This is a genomic window from Faecalicatena orotica, assembly GCF_003149245.1.
GTDB classification, from domain to species: domain Bacteria; phylum Bacillota; class Clostridia; order Lachnospirales; family Lachnospiraceae; genus Faecalicatena_A; species Faecalicatena_A orotica.
Genome location: NZ_QGDL01000009.1, coordinates 187,359 through 205,291 on the forward strand (window position 1 = coordinate 187,359; position 17,933 = coordinate 205,291).

At 46.5% G+C, this 17,933-nt stretch carries 15 protein-coding genes and 1 other RNA gene; 15 read left to right on the forward strand and 1 reads right to left on the reverse strand.

What is annotated here, in order from left to right; all coding sequences use genetic code 11:
• Nucleotides 1-60 precede the first annotated feature (60 nt).
• From A8806_RS15445 to A8806_RS15500, 12 genes are all read left to right on the forward strand, one after another.
• Nucleotides 61-672: an epoxyqueuosine reductase QueH gene (locus A8806_RS15445; protein ID WP_109732100.1), complete on the forward strand. Its 612-nt coding sequence runs from the start codon at nt 61-63 to the stop codon at nt 670-672.
• A gap of 128 nt (nt 673-800) precedes the next feature.
• Entirely contained in the window at nt 801-2,180 is a 1,380-nt protein-coding gene (gene argH, locus A8806_RS15450; protein ID WP_109732101.1) for an argininosuccinate lyase, read from the forward strand.
• 39 nt (nt 2,181-2,219) lie between these two features.
• Nucleotides 2,220-3,305, forward strand: a complete 1,086-nt coding sequence (gene asd / locus A8806_RS15455) for an aspartate-semialdehyde dehydrogenase (RefSeq protein WP_109732102.1) — start codon at nt 2,220-2,222, stop codon at nt 3,303-3,305.
• A 38-nt stretch (nt 3,306-3,343) separates the two neighbouring features.
• The gene (leuC, locus tag A8806_RS15460; RefSeq protein ID WP_109732189.1) at nt 3,344-4,618 is read left to right on the forward strand and encodes a 3-isopropylmalate dehydratase large subunit; all 1,275 of its coding nucleotides are present in this window, start codon (nt 3,344-3,346) and stop codon (nt 4,616-4,618) included.
• Nucleotides 4,618-5,106, forward strand: coding sequence for a 3-isopropylmalate dehydratase small subunit (gene leuD, locus A8806_RS15465; RefSeq protein ID WP_109732103.1), 489 nt, complete (start codon nt 4,618-4,620; stop codon nt 5,104-5,106). The genes leuC and leuD overlap by 1 nt, the downstream gene beginning before the upstream one ends.
• Nucleotides 5,107-5,596: 490 nt before the next feature.
• Nucleotides 5,597-6,583 carry an ornithine cyclodeaminase family protein gene (locus A8806_RS15470; RefSeq protein WP_109732104.1) on the forward strand — a complete coding sequence of 329 codons (987 nt, stop codon included), beginning with the start codon at nt 5,597-5,599 and terminating at the stop codon, nt 6,581-6,583.
• Between the two features lie 41 nt (nt 6,584-6,624).
• On the forward strand, nt 6,625-8,268 hold the full coding sequence (gene ilvD, locus A8806_RS15475; RefSeq protein ID WP_109732105.1) for a dihydroxy-acid dehydratase: 1,644 nt from the start codon (nt 6,625-6,627) through the stop codon (nt 8,266-8,268).
• 41 nt (nt 8,269-8,309) lie between these two features.
• Nucleotides 8,310-9,113 carry a TrmB family transcriptional regulator gene (locus A8806_RS15480; RefSeq protein ID WP_242996122.1) on the forward strand — a complete coding sequence of 268 codons (804 nt, stop codon included), beginning with the start codon at nt 8,310-8,312 and terminating at the stop codon, nt 9,111-9,113.
• Nucleotides 9,114-9,130: 17 nt separating this feature from the next.
• Nucleotides 9,131-10,429 carry a Na+/H+ antiporter NhaC family protein gene (locus A8806_RS15485; protein WP_109732106.1) on the forward strand — a complete coding sequence of 433 codons (1,299 nt, stop codon included), beginning with the start codon at nt 9,131-9,133 and terminating at the stop codon, nt 10,427-10,429.
• 177 nt (nt 10,430-10,606) lie between these two features.
• Nucleotides 10,607-12,100 carry a threonine synthase gene (gene thrC, locus A8806_RS15490; protein ID WP_109732107.1) on the forward strand — a complete coding sequence of 498 codons (1,494 nt, stop codon included), beginning with the start codon at nt 10,607-10,609 and terminating at the stop codon, nt 12,098-12,100.
• Nucleotides 12,101-12,103: 3 nt separating this feature from the next.
• Entirely contained in the window at nt 12,104-12,448 is a 345-nt protein-coding gene (locus A8806_RS15495; protein WP_109732108.1) for a hypothetical protein, read from the forward strand.
• A gap of 278 nt (nt 12,449-12,726) precedes the next feature.
• Nucleotides 12,727-14,418 carry a phosphoenolpyruvate carboxykinase (ATP) gene (locus A8806_RS15500; protein ID WP_109732109.1) on the forward strand — a complete coding sequence of 564 codons (1,692 nt, stop codon included), beginning with the start codon at nt 12,727-12,729 and terminating at the stop codon, nt 14,416-14,418.
• 143 nt (nt 14,419-14,561) lie between these two features.
• On the opposite strand, the gene A8806_RS15505 is transcribed toward A8806_RS15500, so the two are convergent.
• On the reverse strand, nt 14,562-15,344 hold the full coding sequence (locus A8806_RS15505) for an EFR1 family ferrodoxin (RefSeq protein WP_109732110.1): 783 nt from the start codon (nt 15,342-15,344) through the stop codon (nt 14,562-14,564).
• 176 nt (nt 15,345-15,520) lie between these two features.
• Here A8806_RS15505 and ssrS point away from each other — a divergent pair.
• From ssrS to A8806_RS15520, 3 genes are all read left to right on the forward strand, one after another.
• Nucleotides 15,521-15,699: non-coding RNA, 6S RNA (gene ssrS, locus A8806_RS15510), on the forward strand.
• Between the two features lie 259 nt (nt 15,700-15,958).
• Nucleotides 15,959-16,786 (forward strand): YihY/virulence factor BrkB family protein, encoded by an 828-nt coding sequence (locus A8806_RS15515; protein WP_181368750.1) that lies wholly within the window; start codon nt 15,959-15,961, stop codon nt 16,784-16,786.
• A gap of 67 nt (nt 16,787-16,853) precedes the next feature.
• Complete coding sequence (locus A8806_RS15520; protein WP_181368751.1) at nt 16,854-17,876, forward strand: helix-turn-helix domain-containing protein; 1,023 nt, start codon at nt 16,854-16,856, stop codon at nt 17,874-17,876.
• Nucleotides 17,877-17,933 lie beyond the last annotated feature (57 nt).

Sequence of the window (17,933 nt, forward strand, 5' to 3'; positions counted from 1 at the left end):
AAAAGTATGGTATTATTATAAAAAGCATGGCTTTTTTAAGAAGAAAGGTGCAGAATCAAGATGAACTATCGAAATATAAACTACCAGAAGGAACTGGACAAACTGATCGATGTAATCCAGAAGGAGGGGCGTGTGCCGACACTTCTGCTTCACAGCTGCTGTGCTCCCTGCAGCAGTTATGTGCTGGAATATTTGTCGGAGTATTTTGAAATTACCGTGTTTTATTATAATCCGAATATTTTTCCAGAAAGTGAATATACGAAACGCCTGTTAGAGCAGCAGACACTGATTGGTGATATGCACTTTAAAAACCCGGTATCTTTTCTGGCAGGGAATTATGATAAAGAGAAATTTTATGAAATGGCGGCAGGAATGGAGCATTTGAAAGAGGGAGGTGCACGGTGCTTCAAATGCTATGAGCTCCGTCTTACAGAGGCGGCCGAGATGGCAGTGAAGGGCGGCTTTGACTATTTTACGACAACGCTGAGCATCAGTCCTTTAAAGAATGCAGAAAAATTAAATTCGATCGGAACCAAGATTGCATCCCGCTATGGGGTAAAGTATCTGCAGTCGGATTTTAAAAAGAAGAACGGGTACAAGCGTTCCATTGAACTGTCAAAGGAATACGGCCTTTACAGGCAGGATTACTGCGGCTGCGAGTTTTCAAGATAATGAATGTAAAAAAGTTCTAAAGAAAGTACTGGAAAAGAGAGCAAAACCGTAAACTTTCATGTGGACATTAACACGTTACTATGATAAACTAATGAGAAAATCACAAAAAGAGAAGAGAGGATAAAGAAATGGCACAGTTATGGGGCGGTCGTTTCACGAAGGAAACAGACCAGTTAGTGTACAATTTCAATGCATCAATATCTTTTGACAAGAAATTTTATGAGCAGGATATCCGCGGCAGTATCGCGCATGTTACGATGCTGGCGAAGCAGAAGATTCTGACAGAGGATGAGAAGAATCAGATTATAGAAGGTCTGGAGGGCATCCGTTCAGATGTGGAGCGAGGTGTGCTTGAGATTACAGATAAGTATGAAGATATTCACAGCTTCGTGGAGGCAAATCTGATTGACCGGATCGGGGACGCGGGCAAGAAGTTACATACAGGAAGAAGCCGTAATGACCAGGTGGCTCTGGATATGAAGCTCTATACCCGCGATGAGATTCTGGAACTGGACAGACTTCTGAAGGAGCTTCTGGAAGTTCTGCTGAGGCTGATGAAGGAAAACACAGAGACCTACATGCCCGGGTTCACACATTTACAGAAGGCACAGCCTATTACACTGGCACACCATCTTGGCGCTTATTTTGAAATGTTTAAACGTGACCGCTCACGCATGAAGGATATTTATAATAGAATGAATTACTGCCCGCTCGGGTCCGGTGCACTGGCCGGTACGACCTATCCTCTTGACCGAGAGTATACGGCAGAACTGATGGAGTTTGCGGGTCCGACGATGAACAGCATGGATTCCGTATCCGACAGAGACTACCTGATCGAGCTTTTGTCGGCAATGTCAACGGTGATGATGCATCTGAGCCGTTTCTCAGAAGAAGTGATCATCTGGAATTCCAACGAGTATCAATTTGTGGAGATTGATGATGCCTACAGTACAGGGAGCAGCATCATGCCGCAGAAGAAGAATCCGGATATCGCCGAACTCGTCAGAGGGAAGACAGGACGTGTCTATGGGGCGCTGATGTCTCTGCTGACAACCATGAAGGGAATCCCCCTTGCATATAATAAAGATATGCAGGAAGATAAAGAACTGGTATTTGATGCCATCGATACGACGAAAGGATGTCTTGCCCTGTTTACAGGCATGATTAATACCATACGTTTCCAGAAAAAACGTATGGAAGACAGCGCGAAGAACGGTTTTACAAATGCAACCGACGCGGCTGACTATCTCGTGAATCATGGCGTACCATTCCGGGATGCACACGGCATTGTCGGACAGCTGGTACTTCACTGCATCGAGAAGAACATTGCTCTTGATGATATGACACTGGAAGAATACAAGGCAATTTCTCCGGTATTTGAAGAAGATATCTATGATGCAATCAGTATGAAAACCTGTGTAGAGATGCGTAATACAACCGGTGCCCCGGGCAAATCAGCTATGGGGGACGTTATCATGGCGTATGATATGTATCTGAATGTAGAATAAGGATTATCAAATTTTGTGAAAGATAAAGGAGAGGGAAAGATGGAACAGAAATTAAGAGTTGGTATTTTAGGTGCAACAGGAATGGTTGGTCAGAGATTCATCTCCCTGCTTGAGAACCATCCGTGGTTTGAAGTAGTAACAGTGGCTGCAAGCCCACGTTCAGCAGGAAAGTCCTATGAAGAGGCAGTAGGGGACAGATGGAAAATGGATACCCCGATGCCAGAGGCAGTCAAGAAACTGACTGTACTGAATGTAAACGAAGTAGAAAAAGTGGCATCTACAGTAGATTTCGTATTCAGCGCCGTGGATATGACAAAAGAAGAAATCAAAGCGATCGAGGAAGAATATGCGAAGACAGAGACACCGGTTGTATCCAACAACAGCGCGCACCGCTGGACACCGGATGTACCGATGGTAATCCCGGAAATCAATGTGGAGCATTTTGACGTAATAGAAGCTCAGAAAAAGCGTCTCGGAACTACCCGCGGGTTCATCGCAGTGAAGCCGAACTGTTCGATCCAGAGTTACGCACCGTGTCTTGCAGCATGGAAAGAATTCGGCCCGAAGGAAGTAGTTGCAACCACGTATCAGGCAATTTCAGGAGCCGGCAAGACATTCAAAGACTGGCCGGAAATGGTAGAGAACATCATTCCATATATCGGCGGGGAAGAAGAAAAGAGCGAACAGGAGCCGTTGAGAGTACTCGGCAAAGTGGAAAACGGAGAGATTGTAAAAGCACAGCTCCCGAAGATTACTTGCCAGTGCATCCGGGTGCCTGTCTTAAACGGCCATACGGCAGCGGTATTCATCAACTTTGAGAAGAAACCGACCAAAGAAGAATTAATAGAAAAACTGGTAAGCTACAAAGGGTTCCCGCAGGAGGCCGAACTTCCGAGCGCACCAAAGCAGTTCATCCAGTATCTGGAAGAAGATAACCGCCCGCAGGTAAAAGCAGACGTAGATTATGAAAACGGAATGGGCATATCCATCGGACGTTTAAGAGAAGACAGCATGTTCGACTATAAATTTGTCGGCCTGTCACACAATACCGTGCGCGGCGCTGCAGGCGGGGCCGTATTATGTGCAGAAACACTTACAGCCAAGAAATATATTCAGGCAAAGTAAATCAGAATTCAAATGAAATGAAAGAGGAGGTTGTCGCAATGGGAATGACAATGACGCAGAAGATTCTGGCGGCTCATGCAGGGCTTGATTCTGTAGAGGCCGGACAGTTGATTGAAGCGAAATTAGACGTGGTGATGGCAAATGACATTACAGGGCCTATGGCTCTGCCGATTTTCAGACAGATGGCAGAACAGGTTTATGATAAAGATAAAGTAGTACTGGTACCGGATCATTTTACACCGAATAAGGATATCAAGTCGGCTGAAAACTCCAAGTCCATCCGCGAGTTTGCAAAGAAGCAGGGACTGAAGTGGTATTTTGAACAGGGAAAATCGGGGGTTGAGCACGCAATCCTTCCGGAGGCTGGAGTGGTTGCTGCCGGGGAATGCATCATTGGTGCGGATTCTCATACTTGTACATATGGCGCTCTGGGAGCATTTTCTACAGGCGTGGGAACGACGGATATTGCAACAGGCATGGCGACAGGGGAACTCTGGTTCAAGGTGCCAAGTGCCATGAAGTTTGTATTGACTGGAAAACCGGGACCGTATGTAAGCGGAAAAGATGTGATCATCCATATTATCGGTAAGATCGGTGTGGATGGTGCACTTTATAAATCTATGGAATTTGCAGGAGAGGGACTTAAGAACCTTTCTATGGATGACCGTTTTACAATTGCAAACATGGCGATTGAAGCAGGCGCGAAGAATGGGATATTCCCTGTAGACGAGCAGACAGAAGCTTACCTGAAGGAGCATTCTGTTAAGGAATATCAGGTATACGAGGCGGATGAGGATGCCGTGTATGACGAAGTGATCGAGATTGATCTGTCACAGGTACGTCCTACCGTGGCTTTCCCACACCTTCCGGGGAATGCGAAGACGATTGATGAGATCGAAGCAATGGAACCTGTCAAGATCGACCAGGTGGTAATCGGTTCCTGTACAAACGGCAGAATGGAGGATATGCGCAAGGCGGCAGCCATCCTGAAAGGACGTCAGGTCCATCCGGATGTGCGTGTCATGGTAATACCTGCAACGCAGAAGATTTATAAGCAGTGTATTGCAGAGGGACTTCTGGATATCTTTGTAGACGCAGGATGTGCAGTCAATACGCCGAGCTGCGGCCCTTGCATGGGCGGGCATATGGGCGTTATGGCAGCAGGGGAAAAGTGTGTTTCCACGACAAACCGTAACTTCGTTGGACGAATGGGACACGTAGATTCTCTTATTTATCTGGCTTCCCCAGAGGTGGCGGCTGCGAGTGCAATTGCAGGATGCATTGCGAATCCGGAGAAAGTAGGTGACAAATAATGAAAGCATTGGGACACGTTTTTAAATATGGAGACAACGTAGATACAGACGTTATCATACCGGCAAGATACCTGAACTCTTTTGATGCGCAGGAGCTTGCAAGCCATGCAATGGCAGACATTGATCCGGACTTTGTAAAGAAAGTAAAACAGGGCGACCTGATTGTGGCAAATAAGAACTTTGGCTGTGGTTCTTCCAGAGAACATGCTCCGTTGTGCTTAAAGACCGCAGGGGTCAGCTGTGTAATCGCGGAGACGTTTGCAAGGATTTTCTACCGCAATGCAATTAATATCGGTCTTCCGATCATTGAATGTCCGGAGGCGGCAAAAGGGATCGATGCCGGGGATGAGGTAGAAGTTGATTTTGACAGCGGAAAGATCTATAACCGCACGAAAGGAACGGAATATCAGGGGCAGGCTTTCCCAGAGTTCATGCAGAAACTGATAGCGGCCGGAGGATTAGTGAACTACACCAATAGTAAGAAGTAGGTGATGGGATTTTTTGGGCGGAGGATGAAGGGGGACGCTTGCCGCGGAACAGGAATGGCCTTGCACGGATGCGGGTTTTCAGTATAACTGCCCCTAAATCAAAATAGAAGCCAACACGATGAACACCGCCGACAAACGCAAGAATGCTTGGATGCATTCTCGCTAAGTCGGCTGAATCGCAGGACTTGATGTCCTGCGATTCGTTCATGTGTTGGCTTCTATTTTGATGAAGGGGCAGTAATTCTGAAAAGACGCATCCGTGCAAGGCCATTCCTGTTCCACGGCAAGCTGGTTCATCCGGCCGGCAGAAAAAATTCTATCACGGGGGGACTTCTACGGCTTAAGTTGGAGGGGGAGGTTACTGGCTATTAAGGGGGAGGAGGGGGATTTTGGTGTTGACTTTTTGAGGGGGATTGGTATAATGGGATTAATAGTTACCAAAGGGGTATACTAATATGGAAATGTGCTTTCAGGTTAAGGAGGTAGAAGGATGCTGTTGTTGTCAAAGAGGGATATTAAAGAGGTTTTTTCGATGAAGGAGGCGGTTGAGGCTGATAAGGAGGCGTTCCGGCTTTTTTCGGAGGGGAAGAGTGAGGTGCCGCTGCGTACGAATATTCAGGTGCCGAAGCATGACGGGTCGTTGTTGTTTATGCCGTCTTTTGTGGAGGAGCTGGATGCGGCGTGTCTGAAGGTGGTGAATGTGTTCCCGAAGAATATTGAGCAGGGGCTTCCGACGACACCGGCACAGGTGCTGCTGATAGATGCGTCGAACGGGCTTGTTGTTTCTGTTCTGGACGGGACTTATGTGACACAGCTGCGGACAGGGGCTGCTTCAGGGGCGGCGTTTGACGTGCTGGCGAAGAAGGACTGTAAGAAAGGGGCGCTGATCGGGACCGGCGGGCAGGCGGCGACGCAGCTTGAGGCAATGGTGGCTGTCCGGGATCTGGACGAGGTGAAGGTATTTGACCTGAATGCAGAAAGATTAGGTGCATTTGTCGATCAGATGAATGAGGAACTGGCGAAGTTTGGAACAAGAATTGTGGCTGCATCAAGCTCTGATGATGCGGTGGAGGATGCAGACCTGCTTGTCTGTGTGACACCATCTTCCCGGCCGGTATTCGATGGCAGGAAGGTAAAGGCAGGGGCTACAGTGAGCTGCGTCGGCTCTTATCAGCCGCATATGCAGGAGATGGATCCGGAAATACTTGTACGTGCATCCAAAATCTATTTTGATTCTGTGGATGCGGTTCTGTCAGAGGCAGGTGATATTCTAATACCGCTGGAGAGCGGGCAGATTACACGCGATGATTTTACCGGGGACCTTGGAGATGTACTTCTGGGGAAAGTACAGGGCAGGGAAAATGATGAGGAAATCATTGTCTTTAAGACGGTCGGTATCGGCACACAGGACCTGATGGCGGCAAAGCGTATCTATGATAAGGCAAAACAGGCAGGAGTCGGCACGATCTGGGAATAGCCGGGATGAAATTGGTATTGATGATTTAGGAGGATTAGAAGATGGAATCATATTGGAACGGAGCAGAGGCGGCACACCGCCGTGTTATGATGAAAGCAGCAGGATATTCTGATTCAGATATCCGCAAAAAACCACATATCGGGGTACCTAATTCCTATATGGAAGGGTCACCGGGAAGCGCGCACCTCAGGCAGATTGCAGAAGCCGTGAAGCAGGGAATCTGGGCGGCAGGCGGCGTGCCGGTCGAGTTTGGGATACCGGCCACATGCGGGAATATTGCAAATGGGGCCGAGGAACTGAAATATGAACAGGTGGGCCGTGATATCGTGGCGATGTCTGTTGAGTTTGTCTCAAGAGTACATAACTTTGACGGCCTTGTCATGGTGGCATCCTGTGACAATATCATTGCCGGGTGTTATCTTGCTGCCGCGAGAGTCAACATCCCGTCAATGGTTGTGACAGGCGGTTCTATGCAGCCGGGTCACCACTGCGGCAAGACCGTAGTAGAAGCGGATCTGGATGTGGCAAGATTTTCCGGATCTGCAGAAGAAGACCTGATGGAGCTGGAAGAGGCGGTGTGCCCGTCTTTCGGGGCGTGTCCTTCGATGGGAACGGCCAATACCATGCAGATGCTGGGCGAGGTGATGAATCTGGTCATGCCGGGAACGGCTACCATTCCTGCATCTGACAACAGGAAACTGCGCCAGGCGCGGGAGGCCGGCAAGTTTGCGGTAAAACTTGTGAAATCAGGACTGAAACCGTCGGATCTGATTACAAAGGAGATTCTGCTGAATTCGATTATGTTCGATATGGCAGTGGCTGGCTCTACAAACGCGGTGCTCCATATTCTGACGATGGCGTATGAGCTCGGGATTGATATTACACTGGAAGATTTTGAAACATATGCAAAAGAAATACCGTGTATCAATGCGGTTATTCCAAGCGGCCCATATACGGTTGTAGATTTCCATTACGCAGGCGGTGTGCCGAACGTGATGAAAATGCTGGAGAGCCGTCTGTTTACTGATGCCCCGATGATGAATGGCCGGACATGGGGAGAATATCTTTCCGGTGTGAAGGCGCAGCCAAACGAGGTGATTCATACCCTCGAAAAGCCGCTTTTCCATGAACCGGGCCTGAAGATACTGCGTGGAAATCTTTCACCGAATGGGGCGATTGTGCGTCCGACAGCGGTACCGGATTCCGTGAAATACATGAAAGGCAAAGCAAAGGTATTTGACGGGGACAGAAGCGCGTTCGAAGCCATCGAGGCCGGAGAAATCGTACCGGGTGATATCATTGTGATCCGCTATGAGGGCTGTAAAGGCGCTCCGGGAATGAAAGAACTGATGCTGAGCATTGATGCCCTGATCGGACGTGGGCTTCATACAAGTGTCGGCCTTGTGTCAGATGCGAGATTTTCAGGATTTAATTTCGGGGCCATTATAGGACATGTATCTCCGGAAGCATATGACGGCGGTACAATCGCACTTGTGGAAAACGGGGATGAGATTATCATTGATATTCCAAATGGACAGGTATCACTGGAAGTGACGGAAGAAGAACTGGAAAAAAGAAAAGCAGACTGGGTATGCCCGCCGCTGAAGGAAGAAAAAGGATGCCTGAATCTGTTTGCACGCAACTGCAGGCCTGCGGAACAGGGAGGCGCGATGCAGCCCTGGTAGAAAGTCTGGAAATCATAGGATTGCGTAAGGAGAGATAAGGTATGCTGCTGGAAGATAAAATTTTTTTGCTCAATAAAATCGGGCTGACAGACGCTGAGGCGAAAGTATACCTGACACTGCTGAAAAACGGCAGTGCATCGGGGTATGAGGCCAGCAAATTTTCGGCCGTTCCACGTTCCAAAATTTACAATGTGCTGGAATCCCTTGTCATGAAAGGTTTTATATTGTATTCTGGGGAGGAGAATACCAACCGATATGCCGCTGTACCGATCGAGGAGATATCAGGAAGGGTGAAGCATGAGACCGATGCGACACTTGAAGAGCTTACTGTTCAGCTGAAGGATTACAGGGCACAGACGGATATGGATGAGTTCTGGCATATTAAAGAATACGAGAATGTATTTGCAAAATGCCGCAGTATCTTAAAGGGAACGCAGTCAGAGCTGCTTTTGCAGATCTGGGAGGAGGACCTTCCAAAACTTCTTCCGCAGTTACAGCAATTAGAAGAAAGAGGTGTCCGGCTTGGAATTGTCTACTTCGGGGAGGCAGAAGAAAACGGGATACCCCTGAAACACGTCTGTTTTCATGGGATGCTTCAGGAAAAGAGGGAAGAGATGGGAGGCAGATTCCTGACACTTGTCTCTGACAAACAGGAAGTTGTATTCGGACAGATTATCAGTGACGCGTCGTCCGAAGTAATCTGGACCCGGTCGAAGCCGATGGTTGCAATGGCCGCAGAGTGTGTCCGGCATGACATGTACTTTTATAAGAGTGCGGAACTGTTTACGGACCAGATGCAGAAAGAGCTCGGTGAGGATTTCCATAAGATACGGGAAATATTTTAACAAAGAGAGGATATGGAATGAGACAGGAGAGTACAACAACAGAAAACGTAAAGGGCAGGGCCATTGCCCTGCTTCCTATTGCAGTGTTCCTTGTGATTTTTCTTGGAGCAGGAATCGTAACAAAGGATTTCTATGCAATGCCGGCGATTGTAGGCTTCTTAATCGCCCTTTTCGTAGCATTTTTACAGAACAGAAAGTTAAGTTTCGGGGAAAAATTGAAGGTGATAGCAGGAGGTGCGGGGGAGGAGAATATCATTACGATGAGCCTCATTTTCCTGTGCGCGGGAGGATTTTCCGGTGCGGTGACTGCGGCAGGTGGTGTAGAGAGTACAGTTAACTTTGGGCTCTCGATCCTCCCGGCTCGCGTTGCCATTGTCGGCCTGTTCGTGATCGGGTGCTTTATCTCCATTTCAATGGGAACTTCAATGGGAACGATTGCGGCACTTGCCCCGATTGCCGTAGAGATATCGAAACAGACCGGATTTGCGCTTGCCATCTGCATCGGTGCAGTCGTATGCGGTGCGATGTTCGGCGACAATTTGTCTATGATTTCGGATACCACAATCGCCGCAGTCAAGACTCAGGGGTGTGAGATGAAGGACAAGTTCAAGGCGAATTTCCTGATCGTGCTGCCGGCGGCAGTTATTACTATACTGATATTCTGGCTGATCACGCGGAATGTACAGCTTGAGGTTACATCAACGATGGATTACAATCTTTGGAAGGTACTGCCCTATATCCTTGTTCTGGTCGGGGCACTGCTGGGAATCAATGTCTTTTTAGTCCTGATCGGAGGGACTGTGGTTTCCCTGATTGTAGGAGTAGCGACAGGCAGTATAGCCCTGCCTGAAATCTTTACCGTGGTAGGCAGCGGGGTAACGTCGATGTACGATATTACGGTGATATCCATTATCGTTGCCTGCATTGTTTCACTCGTGAAAGAATACGGAGGGATCCAGTTTATCCTGAATCTCATAAAAAGCCGCATCAGGGGAAAACGCGGCGGAGAACTCGGAATCGCCCTTCTGGCTTTGTTTGTAGATTTGTGTACTGCGAACAATACCGTGGCGATCGTGATGGCAGGCCCTATCGCTAAAGAAATCAGCGATGAGTTCGAAATCACCCCCAAACGCTCGGCATCTCTTCTGGATATCTTTACATCGGTAGGACAGGGGATGATTCCTTACGGGGCACAGCTGTTGTCAGCAGCCAGCCTGACAGGGCTGACGCCGTTCCACATCATGCCGTACCTGTTTTATCCAATGCTGATGGCGGCCAGCGGAGTTTTATTCATCTTTCTGCGGAAACAGAATTAAGAAAAATTCCTGTACATGCCCGGGTGTGTACAGGAATTTTTTTTGTGGCATCCGGTCTATGCGTCAGCGGTATGCAGAGCGGATGCACCGGCCTTTGTTTTTCTTGAATATAGAGGCAACTTGTGTTATAATGCAGTGCAGTAACAAAGTGAAGAAAAGAATAAAGAGGGTAGAAGAATGAATCTATTATACAAAAGTACAAGGGATGCCAGTAAGACAGTAACAGCTTCCGAAGCCGTATTAAAAGGTCTGGCTGAAGACGGCGGGCTGTTTGTACCGACAAGCATTCCAAAACTGGATGTAACAATGGACGACCTGAAAGACATGAGCTATCAGGACACAGCATATGCGGTCATGAAACAGTTCCTGACGGATTACACGGAAGAAGAACTCAGACATTGTATTAACAGCGCATATGATGAGAAGTTTGATACAGAAGTGATCGCTCCGCTTGTAAAAGTGGGAGATACCTATCATCTGGAATTATTCCACGGGGCTACGATTGCATTCAAGGATATGGCTCTGTCTATTCTCCCGCATCTGCTCACGACGGCCGCAAAGAAGAATCATGTGACGAAGGATATCGTGATCCTTACCGCTACGTCCGGTGATACGGGAAAAGCGGCGCTTGCAGGATTCGCAGATGTACCGGGTACGAAGATTATTGTGTTTTACCCGAAGGACGGCGTAAGCAGGGTGCAGGAACTCCAGATGGTAACACAGAAGGGAAAGAATACTTCTGTAGTGGCTATCCACGGAAACTTCGACAACGCCCAGAGCGGTGTGAAGGCTCTCTTTGAAGATAAAGAACTGGAAAAAGAACTGTGTCAGGCGGGATACCAGTTTTCATCCGCTAATTCAATCAATATCGGACGGCTCGTTCCACAGGTGGTTTATTATGTGTATGCATACGCGAAACTCCTGCTAAACGAGGAGATCGAGGCGGGAGAACAGATCAATGTGACTGTCCCGACAGGAAACTTCGGTAATATTCTTGCGGCATATTATGCAAAGCAGATGGGGGTACCGATCGCAAAGCTGATCTGTGCATCCAACGAAAACAAAGTACTGTTTGATTTCTTCCGCACAGGAACCTATGACAGGAACCGTGAGTTCGTCCTCACTTCTTCTCCATCAATGGATATTCTGATTTCCAGCAATCTGGAGCGTCTGATTTATGCAATTGCAGGAAATGATGCTGTGAAGAATGCAGAATTTATGAATAAGCTGAAGACAGAAGGCGTGTATGAGATTACTCCTGAGATGAAAGAAAAACTGAAGGATTTTGAAGGCGGCTATGCAACAGAAGAGGAGACGAAAGAGACAATCTCTGGAACTTACCGTTCCACGGGCTATGTGATGGATACCCACACGGCAGTGGCTGCGCATGTATGCAGGGCTTACAGGGAAAGCAGCGGCGATCAGCGTAAGCAGCTGGTTGCGTCTACGGCAAGCCCGTACAAGTTTGCAAGAAGTGTGATGACTGCGATTGACAGCTCTTATGACGAGCTGGATGAATTTGCACTGATTGATGAACTGGAGAAGGTATCTGGGGTCGAAGTTCCGGCAGCCATCGAGGAAATCCGCAATGCAGAGATTCTCCACACTAGGGAATGTGACGCTGATAAGATGAAAGAAACCGTGAAGGAAATTCTGGGAGTAGAGGTGTAATCTATGGACAGCATGTTTGGTGCAATTAGTATTCTGATATTATGCTGTGGCGTATATAGTCTTTACGCGTGGGCGAAGATGAAAAAAGACGGCCATATCAACGAAGTGCTCCTGCTTGGCAAGAATTTCACCGAGCGGGACTGCAAGGATAAGAGTGCGTATATGCAGAAGGCAGTACCGGCCGTATTGGTTTTAGGGGTTATCACAACCTTGTATGGAGCGATTGACGCAATTCATTTTTATGTTACACCAGTCAGGATACTCGATTTGATTGCTATGGCGGTATTTTTCGTCGTACTGATCTGGTTTATGGTATACACGACGAAGCTGAAAAATAAATATTTTTAGTCCGCGTTGAAAAAGTGTATTAGTGAAACATTTAACAAGGAAGTTGCAGAATAATCTCTGAAAAGTAATAAAATATCAAGAAAAAGATAAATAAACAACGTGAAAATGCAGGAATAAAAAATAGAACTTGCATTTTCGCGTTCTTTTTTACTCTTTTTCAAGTATTAGCACGCATAAATGAAACTATGGGCAATATAACTTTCAGTAAAAGTATTGACTTTTCAATATAAACATGAGATAATTGAACAAATTTCGATTTGAAGGAGGAAATTAACACTATGTCAACTAAAGCATATTATCCAATTAGTGAAATTGGAAAAGGCAAACCAGGATTTTCAAAGACAAGATCTATTATTGAAGCAGCATTTTACGGAAACAACGTAGTTCCAGTTAACACATTAAAAGAGGCTTATAACCTTGCAAAGAATTCTCCGGGAACAATCGTAACAGATATGCCTGTATACAGAGGCGAAGAATTTGGCCTTGATGCAGACGCTAAAGTTCTTTTATTCAACGATGGTGCCATCACAGGACGCTACGCAGCAGCACGCCGCATCGCAGGTGAGCCGGGAGTAGACTGTGAGAAATTGGACAAAGTGGCTATGGATGCAATCTACAGCGCACGTTACAAAAAGCTGTATCATGCAACTGTATATGCAGGACTTGATCCTGAATTCATGGTAAAAGTACACCTCCTGATTCCGGAAGGCGAAGAGAACATCATGTATTCCTGGATGCTGAACTTCCAGTACATGTCAGATGACTATGTAAAGATGTACAGAGATTCTGTAGCTGTCGGCGAAGGAAAAGAACCAGACATCTACATCTTCTCAGACCCGCAGTGGGCACCTGTTTCTCATCCGGGAGTTGACTACAGCTGCTTAAGCGATCCGCAGACCCTTTGCTACTTCAACACAGATACAAACTGTGCATGCATCCTTGGTATGAGATACTTCGGAGAGCATAAAAAAGGTACACTTACAATGGTATGGGCAATTGCTAACCGTAACGGGTATGCTTCATGCCACGGCGGACAGAAAGAATATACACTTGCTGACGGAAGCAAATATGTTGCATCTGTATATGGTCTGTCAGGATCAGGTAAGTCTACAATTACACATGCTAAGCATGATGGAAAGTATGAGATCAAAGTTCTTCATGATGATGCTTTCATCATCAACACAGATACATGTGCATCTATCGCGATTGAGCCGACATATTTTGATAAGACTCAGGATTACCCGACAGGATGCGAAGACAACAAGTACTTACTGACAGCCCAGAACTGCTCAGCAACACTTGATGAAGACGGAAAGATCCAGTTAGTAACAGAAGATATCAGAAATGGTAACGGACGTGCTATCAAGTCTAAATTATGGTCACCTAACCGTGTAGATAAGATTGACGCTCCTGTAAATGCAATCTTCTGGATCATGAAAGACCCGACAATCCCGCCGGTAGTTAAGTTAAAAGGATCTTCCCTTGCATCAGTCATGGGTGCTACACTTGCTACTAAGAGATCTACAGCAGAGAGACTTGCTCCTGGCGTAGACCCGAACAAGCTGGTAGTTGTACCTTACGCTAACCCATTCAGAACCTATCCTCTGGTTAATGACTATGAGAAGTTCAAAAAACTGGTTGAAGAGAAGAATGTAGACTGCTACATCATCAACACAGGAGACTTCATGGGCAAGAAAGTACAGCCAAAGGATACACTTGGAATTTTGGAAGCAATCGTTGAGAAGAAGGCTGAGTTCCACCAGTGGGGACCAATTTCAGACATCGAGATCATGGATTGGGAAGGATTCGTTCCGGATATGAACGACCCAGAGTATGTTGGACAGCTGAAAGCCCGCATGAATGACCGTGTAAACGAGATCAAAGCATTCGAGACAGCAAAAGAAGGATATGACAAGCTTCCTGAGGATGCACTTGCAGCAATCCAGAAAGTTGTTGACGAATTAAACTAATAAACAAATTGGCTGCGTGACCAAACATTCTCCATTCACGCAGCCAGATAAAAGACCGGCCCGGCTTTATGGACGAATCATTCCATTAGCCGGGCCGGTCTTTTGCTTATTCCCGCGGGCAGAGAGTCTGGCGGAAATTCTTTTTACAGGAAGATGTCTGCTGCTTTATCATTCTGGCAGACTTTTGTGAGCTTTCTCTGAGCCATTTTCAGTTTAAATTTATTGACATATCTTGCTTTTTGTTTGCAGCCGCGCACACATTTCAGACATGAGATACATTTCTTGTTATTAGTCTTCTTCGGGTCTGCTGAGGAAATCGCACCGGATGGACAGGACTTTGCACAGGCTCCGCATTCAGTACAACGGCTCACATCTGTCTTCGGATAAAGGGGAGTACGGCTGTACTTTCTGTAAGGAGAGTTTCCGGGCACCTGAATGTTGAAGCCGTCAAAAGATTCCTCCTGTTTCAGGCGTCTGTTCAGCTGGATGCCAAAGTCGGCTATGATCTTCATATCGGATTTGTTTGGACGGCTAAGACCGATCGAACGTACGATAGAGTGCTCCACAGGGAAAGCACCGGCCCCAATTACCTTGAATCCACGGTTCTCCACCTCAGTCTTTAACTCCAGAAGTGCGTCCTCGTATTCCCGGCATCCGTATGTAGCCATCAATGCGGCCGGGGTGTTATCACCTTTGAGTGTGTCAAAGTATTCCAGAAACGTCTGGGGGACACGACCACCATATACCGGAATACCGAAAATTACGAAATCATTTTTTTTGAACTGCAGCACAGGTTTCTTTTCCTTGTGCACCGTGAGATCGAAGGAGACGGACTTTAAATCGATATTTCTGGCAGCCTCCATGATGACCTTGCGAGTAGTGCCTGTCGGGCTGAAATAGACTAGTTTTAACTCATTCATTTTCATAAACTAAGACTCCTTTATCAGATAAGTATACGCGCCTGACAGTATGCCCGGCACGTTTTGGGTATAAAAATAACTATACCATATAATAGTAGAAAATGCACGCGGCATGTGAGAAATAAAATTAGGATTCAATACCAGTTGTAAAATTTATTTAAATGGGGTATAATACATTTAGAGAAAACCTGGAATGTTCGATAACCCTGTTATTTTGAACCTACAATACTTTAAACGGGATTCTTATATTTCTGTAATATGTCAGGCCTCCGACTAGCAGTGGAAGACAGAAAAGCAGATGCGGTTGCCCACCTAGCTGCGGCTAGGAGTCAAAATACAGGACCGGCATTTTGGGGAAACTTACTAAAGATAAAGACAGCTGTCAGCGTGCAGCTGTCTTTTCTTTTTATCCAATTTACAGCTTTTTGAGGCTTTTGCTCATATACAGGGAAAACCGCGGTTATACTTGTAAGAGAGCAGTAACATTATGGCACGGTTTGAACAGACCAGAATGCGGTCAGACTTGAATAAATTTCCTCTTTATGGTATGATTTGAAATATTTCTTTTATAAATGTGTAAGACATGTTAAAAGGTCAAAAAGAGCGGGGTGAAGGGAAGAATGAAGAAGACTTTTGGAAAAGTGAGTTCACTGGCACGTATAGTAGGTTCACACCATACAGGGGCGTATGCGGCACAGGCGGCTTATTTTTTTGTACTTTCCTTAATCCCTACTATATTATTGCTGCTGACGCTCGTCCAGTTTACCCCTGTGACCCGGCCGGATGTGATGGAGGCGGTGACACAAGTGTTTCCAAGCTCGGTGGAAGGGCTTATCGTATCCATTGTGGATCAGGTTTACGCACAGTCCGGCAGTGTGATCCCGATAACGATCATCGTGGCCCTGTGGTCTGCGGGGAAGGGAGTACTTTCCATGACGTCAGGACTGAACCTGATTTATGAAAATACAGAGACTAGAAATTATATATATCTCCGGTTCAGGGCATCTTTTTACACTGTTATATTTATTCTTGCAATTGTACTCTCCCTGACGCTGTCTGTATTTGGCAACAGCATCAGTTTATTTGTCTATAAACATGCGCCGGTGCTGACAAAGATCATGGATCTTATCATACGGATCAGGACACTGCTGACGCTGGTCGTCCTGACACTTTTCTGGGATCTGGTGTATAAGTTCCTGCCGAACAGGACGAACCTTTCGAAGACGACGATGAAGCAGCAGCTTCCGGGAGCTGTGTTTACTTCGTGTGGCTGGCTGCTGATATCTTTCGTGTTTTCTGTATATCTGGATATATTTACAGGTTTTTCCAGCATGTATGGGAGCCTCACAACGATTATACTGATTATGCTGTGGCTGTATTTCTGTATGTATGTCATCCTTCTGGGAGGGGAACTGAATGCACTGCTGGAAGGATACGGGAGCAGGTAAAGGCGCCAGTGGCAGATCATAAGATATGCGAAAAAGTGTGCACGAAAGGAAAGGGGTTTGTGATCTTATGGATAAAAGGCTCATAGCAGAGTTTGCAAGGCAGGAAACGGAAGACCTGTACAGGATGACAGAGAGTCTTGAGAATTCAGTGAGTGAAGAATTTGGCAATGCAAAACAGCTGATCCCGATGATTCAGAATCACATACCATATACACAGGCGGAACTGTTAGAGTTTTCAATTAACGAGTCACTGGTCAGGATTTCAGCGGAATTCAGCATGAGAAAGCATACATCCTGTCTTCTTCCCTATTACCACAGCCATGATTTTTATGAAATAATCTATGTGTGGCAGGGGGCAGGCGGGCAGATGCTGCCAGGCAGTCCGCGGCGGATAGAACTTCATGAGGGAGACTTGTGCATCCTGACTCCGGGTATGGTCCATACCATGCTTCCCTGCGGGGCTGGGGATATTGTTTTGAAAATTATTGTACCGGTTCCTATGATGAAAACGTTTCTTCATAATCTGCAGGCGGAGAATGGTGAACTTGCAGATGAGGAAACCGGACTGCCGGAAATGCTTCTGAAAAAAAATGAATTCTATATATTTTATAATAGCACTGAGACAAGTCATGTAATCAAACGGCTGGTGGATGATCTTTTGCATGAAACCTATTGGGGAACCTCTTACAGGATTCCGGCAATCAAGAATCTCCTCCAGCTTTTGCTTATTGCACTTGGCCGGAGCAGTCTTGAAAAAGCAGAGGACAGTATTTTCCATGAGGTTTGTTCTTATATCCGGCAGAATATACGTACTGCGAATTTTGAGGATCTGGCCCGTCACGTTGGATACAGCGGGAGACAGCTGCGCCGAAAGATCGCGGATTCAACAGGCGGGACTTTTTCAGATATTCTCTGGCGGATCCGCATTGAGGAGGCGGCATCGCTTTTAAACGGGTCGGACATTCCGGTAGAGGAGGTTGCGGGAGTGATCGGATATAAGAGTACTTCCGGTTTTTATAAAAGATTTGTGCATGTATTTCATATGACTCCTGCGGCGTATCGAAAGTTATACCGGGGACCGGTGAGCTAACATGTCCTTTCAGGAAAAAAAGGTGTCCTCCGGGAAAATTGTTTTTACATACCTTCC

What these genes read in the sequence shown, in the direction of transcription:
- ilvD (WP_109732105.1), top strand. Translation starts at nt 6,625, where the DNA reads ATGGAATCATATTGGAACGGAGCAGAGGCGGCACACCGCCGTGTTATG.
- A8806_RS15520 (WP_181368751.1), top strand. Translation starts at nt 16,854, where the DNA reads ATGGATAAAAGGCTCATAGCAGAGTTTGCAAGGCAGGAAACGGAAGAC.
- argH (WP_109732101.1), top strand. Translation starts at nt 801, where the DNA reads ATGGCACAGTTATGGGGCGGTCGTTTCACGAAGGAAACAGACCAGTTA.
- A8806_RS15480 (WP_242996122.1), top strand. Translation starts at nt 8,310, where the DNA reads ATGCTGCTGGAAGATAAAATTTTTTTGCTCAATAAAATCGGGCTGACA.
- leuC (WP_109732189.1), top strand. Translation starts at nt 3,344, where the DNA reads ATGGGAATGACAATGACGCAGAAGATTCTGGCGGCTCATGCAGGGCTT.
- A8806_RS15500 (WP_109732109.1), top strand. Translation starts at nt 12,727, where the DNA reads ATGTCAACTAAAGCATATTATCCAATTAGTGAAATTGGAAAAGGCAAA.
- leuD (WP_109732103.1), top strand. Translation starts at nt 4,618, where the DNA reads ATGAAAGCATTGGGACACGTTTTTAAATATGGAGACAACGTAGATACA.
- A8806_RS15495 (WP_109732108.1), top strand. Translation starts at nt 12,104, where the DNA reads ATGGACAGCATGTTTGGTGCAATTAGTATTCTGATATTATGCTGTGGC.
- A8806_RS15445 (WP_109732100.1), top strand. Translation starts at nt 61, where the DNA reads ATGAACTATCGAAATATAAACTACCAGAAGGAACTGGACAAACTGATC.
- A8806_RS15505 (WP_109732110.1), bottom strand. Translation starts at nt 15,344, where the DNA reads ATGAAAATGAATGAGTTAAAACTAGTCTATTTCAGCCCGACAGGCACT.
- A8806_RS15470 (WP_109732104.1), top strand. Translation starts at nt 5,597, where the DNA reads ATGCTGTTGTTGTCAAAGAGGGATATTAAAGAGGTTTTTTCGATGAAG.
- A8806_RS15515 (WP_181368750.1), top strand. Translation starts at nt 15,959, where the DNA reads ATGAAGAAGACTTTTGGAAAAGTGAGTTCACTGGCACGTATAGTAGGT.
- A8806_RS15485 (WP_109732106.1), top strand. Translation starts at nt 9,131, where the DNA reads ATGAGACAGGAGAGTACAACAACAGAAAACGTAAAGGGCAGGGCCATT.
- asd (WP_109732102.1), top strand. Translation starts at nt 2,220, where the DNA reads ATGGAACAGAAATTAAGAGTTGGTATTTTAGGTGCAACAGGAATGGTT.
- thrC (WP_109732107.1), top strand. Translation starts at nt 10,607, where the DNA reads ATGAATCTATTATACAAAAGTACAAGGGATGCCAGTAAGACAGTAACA.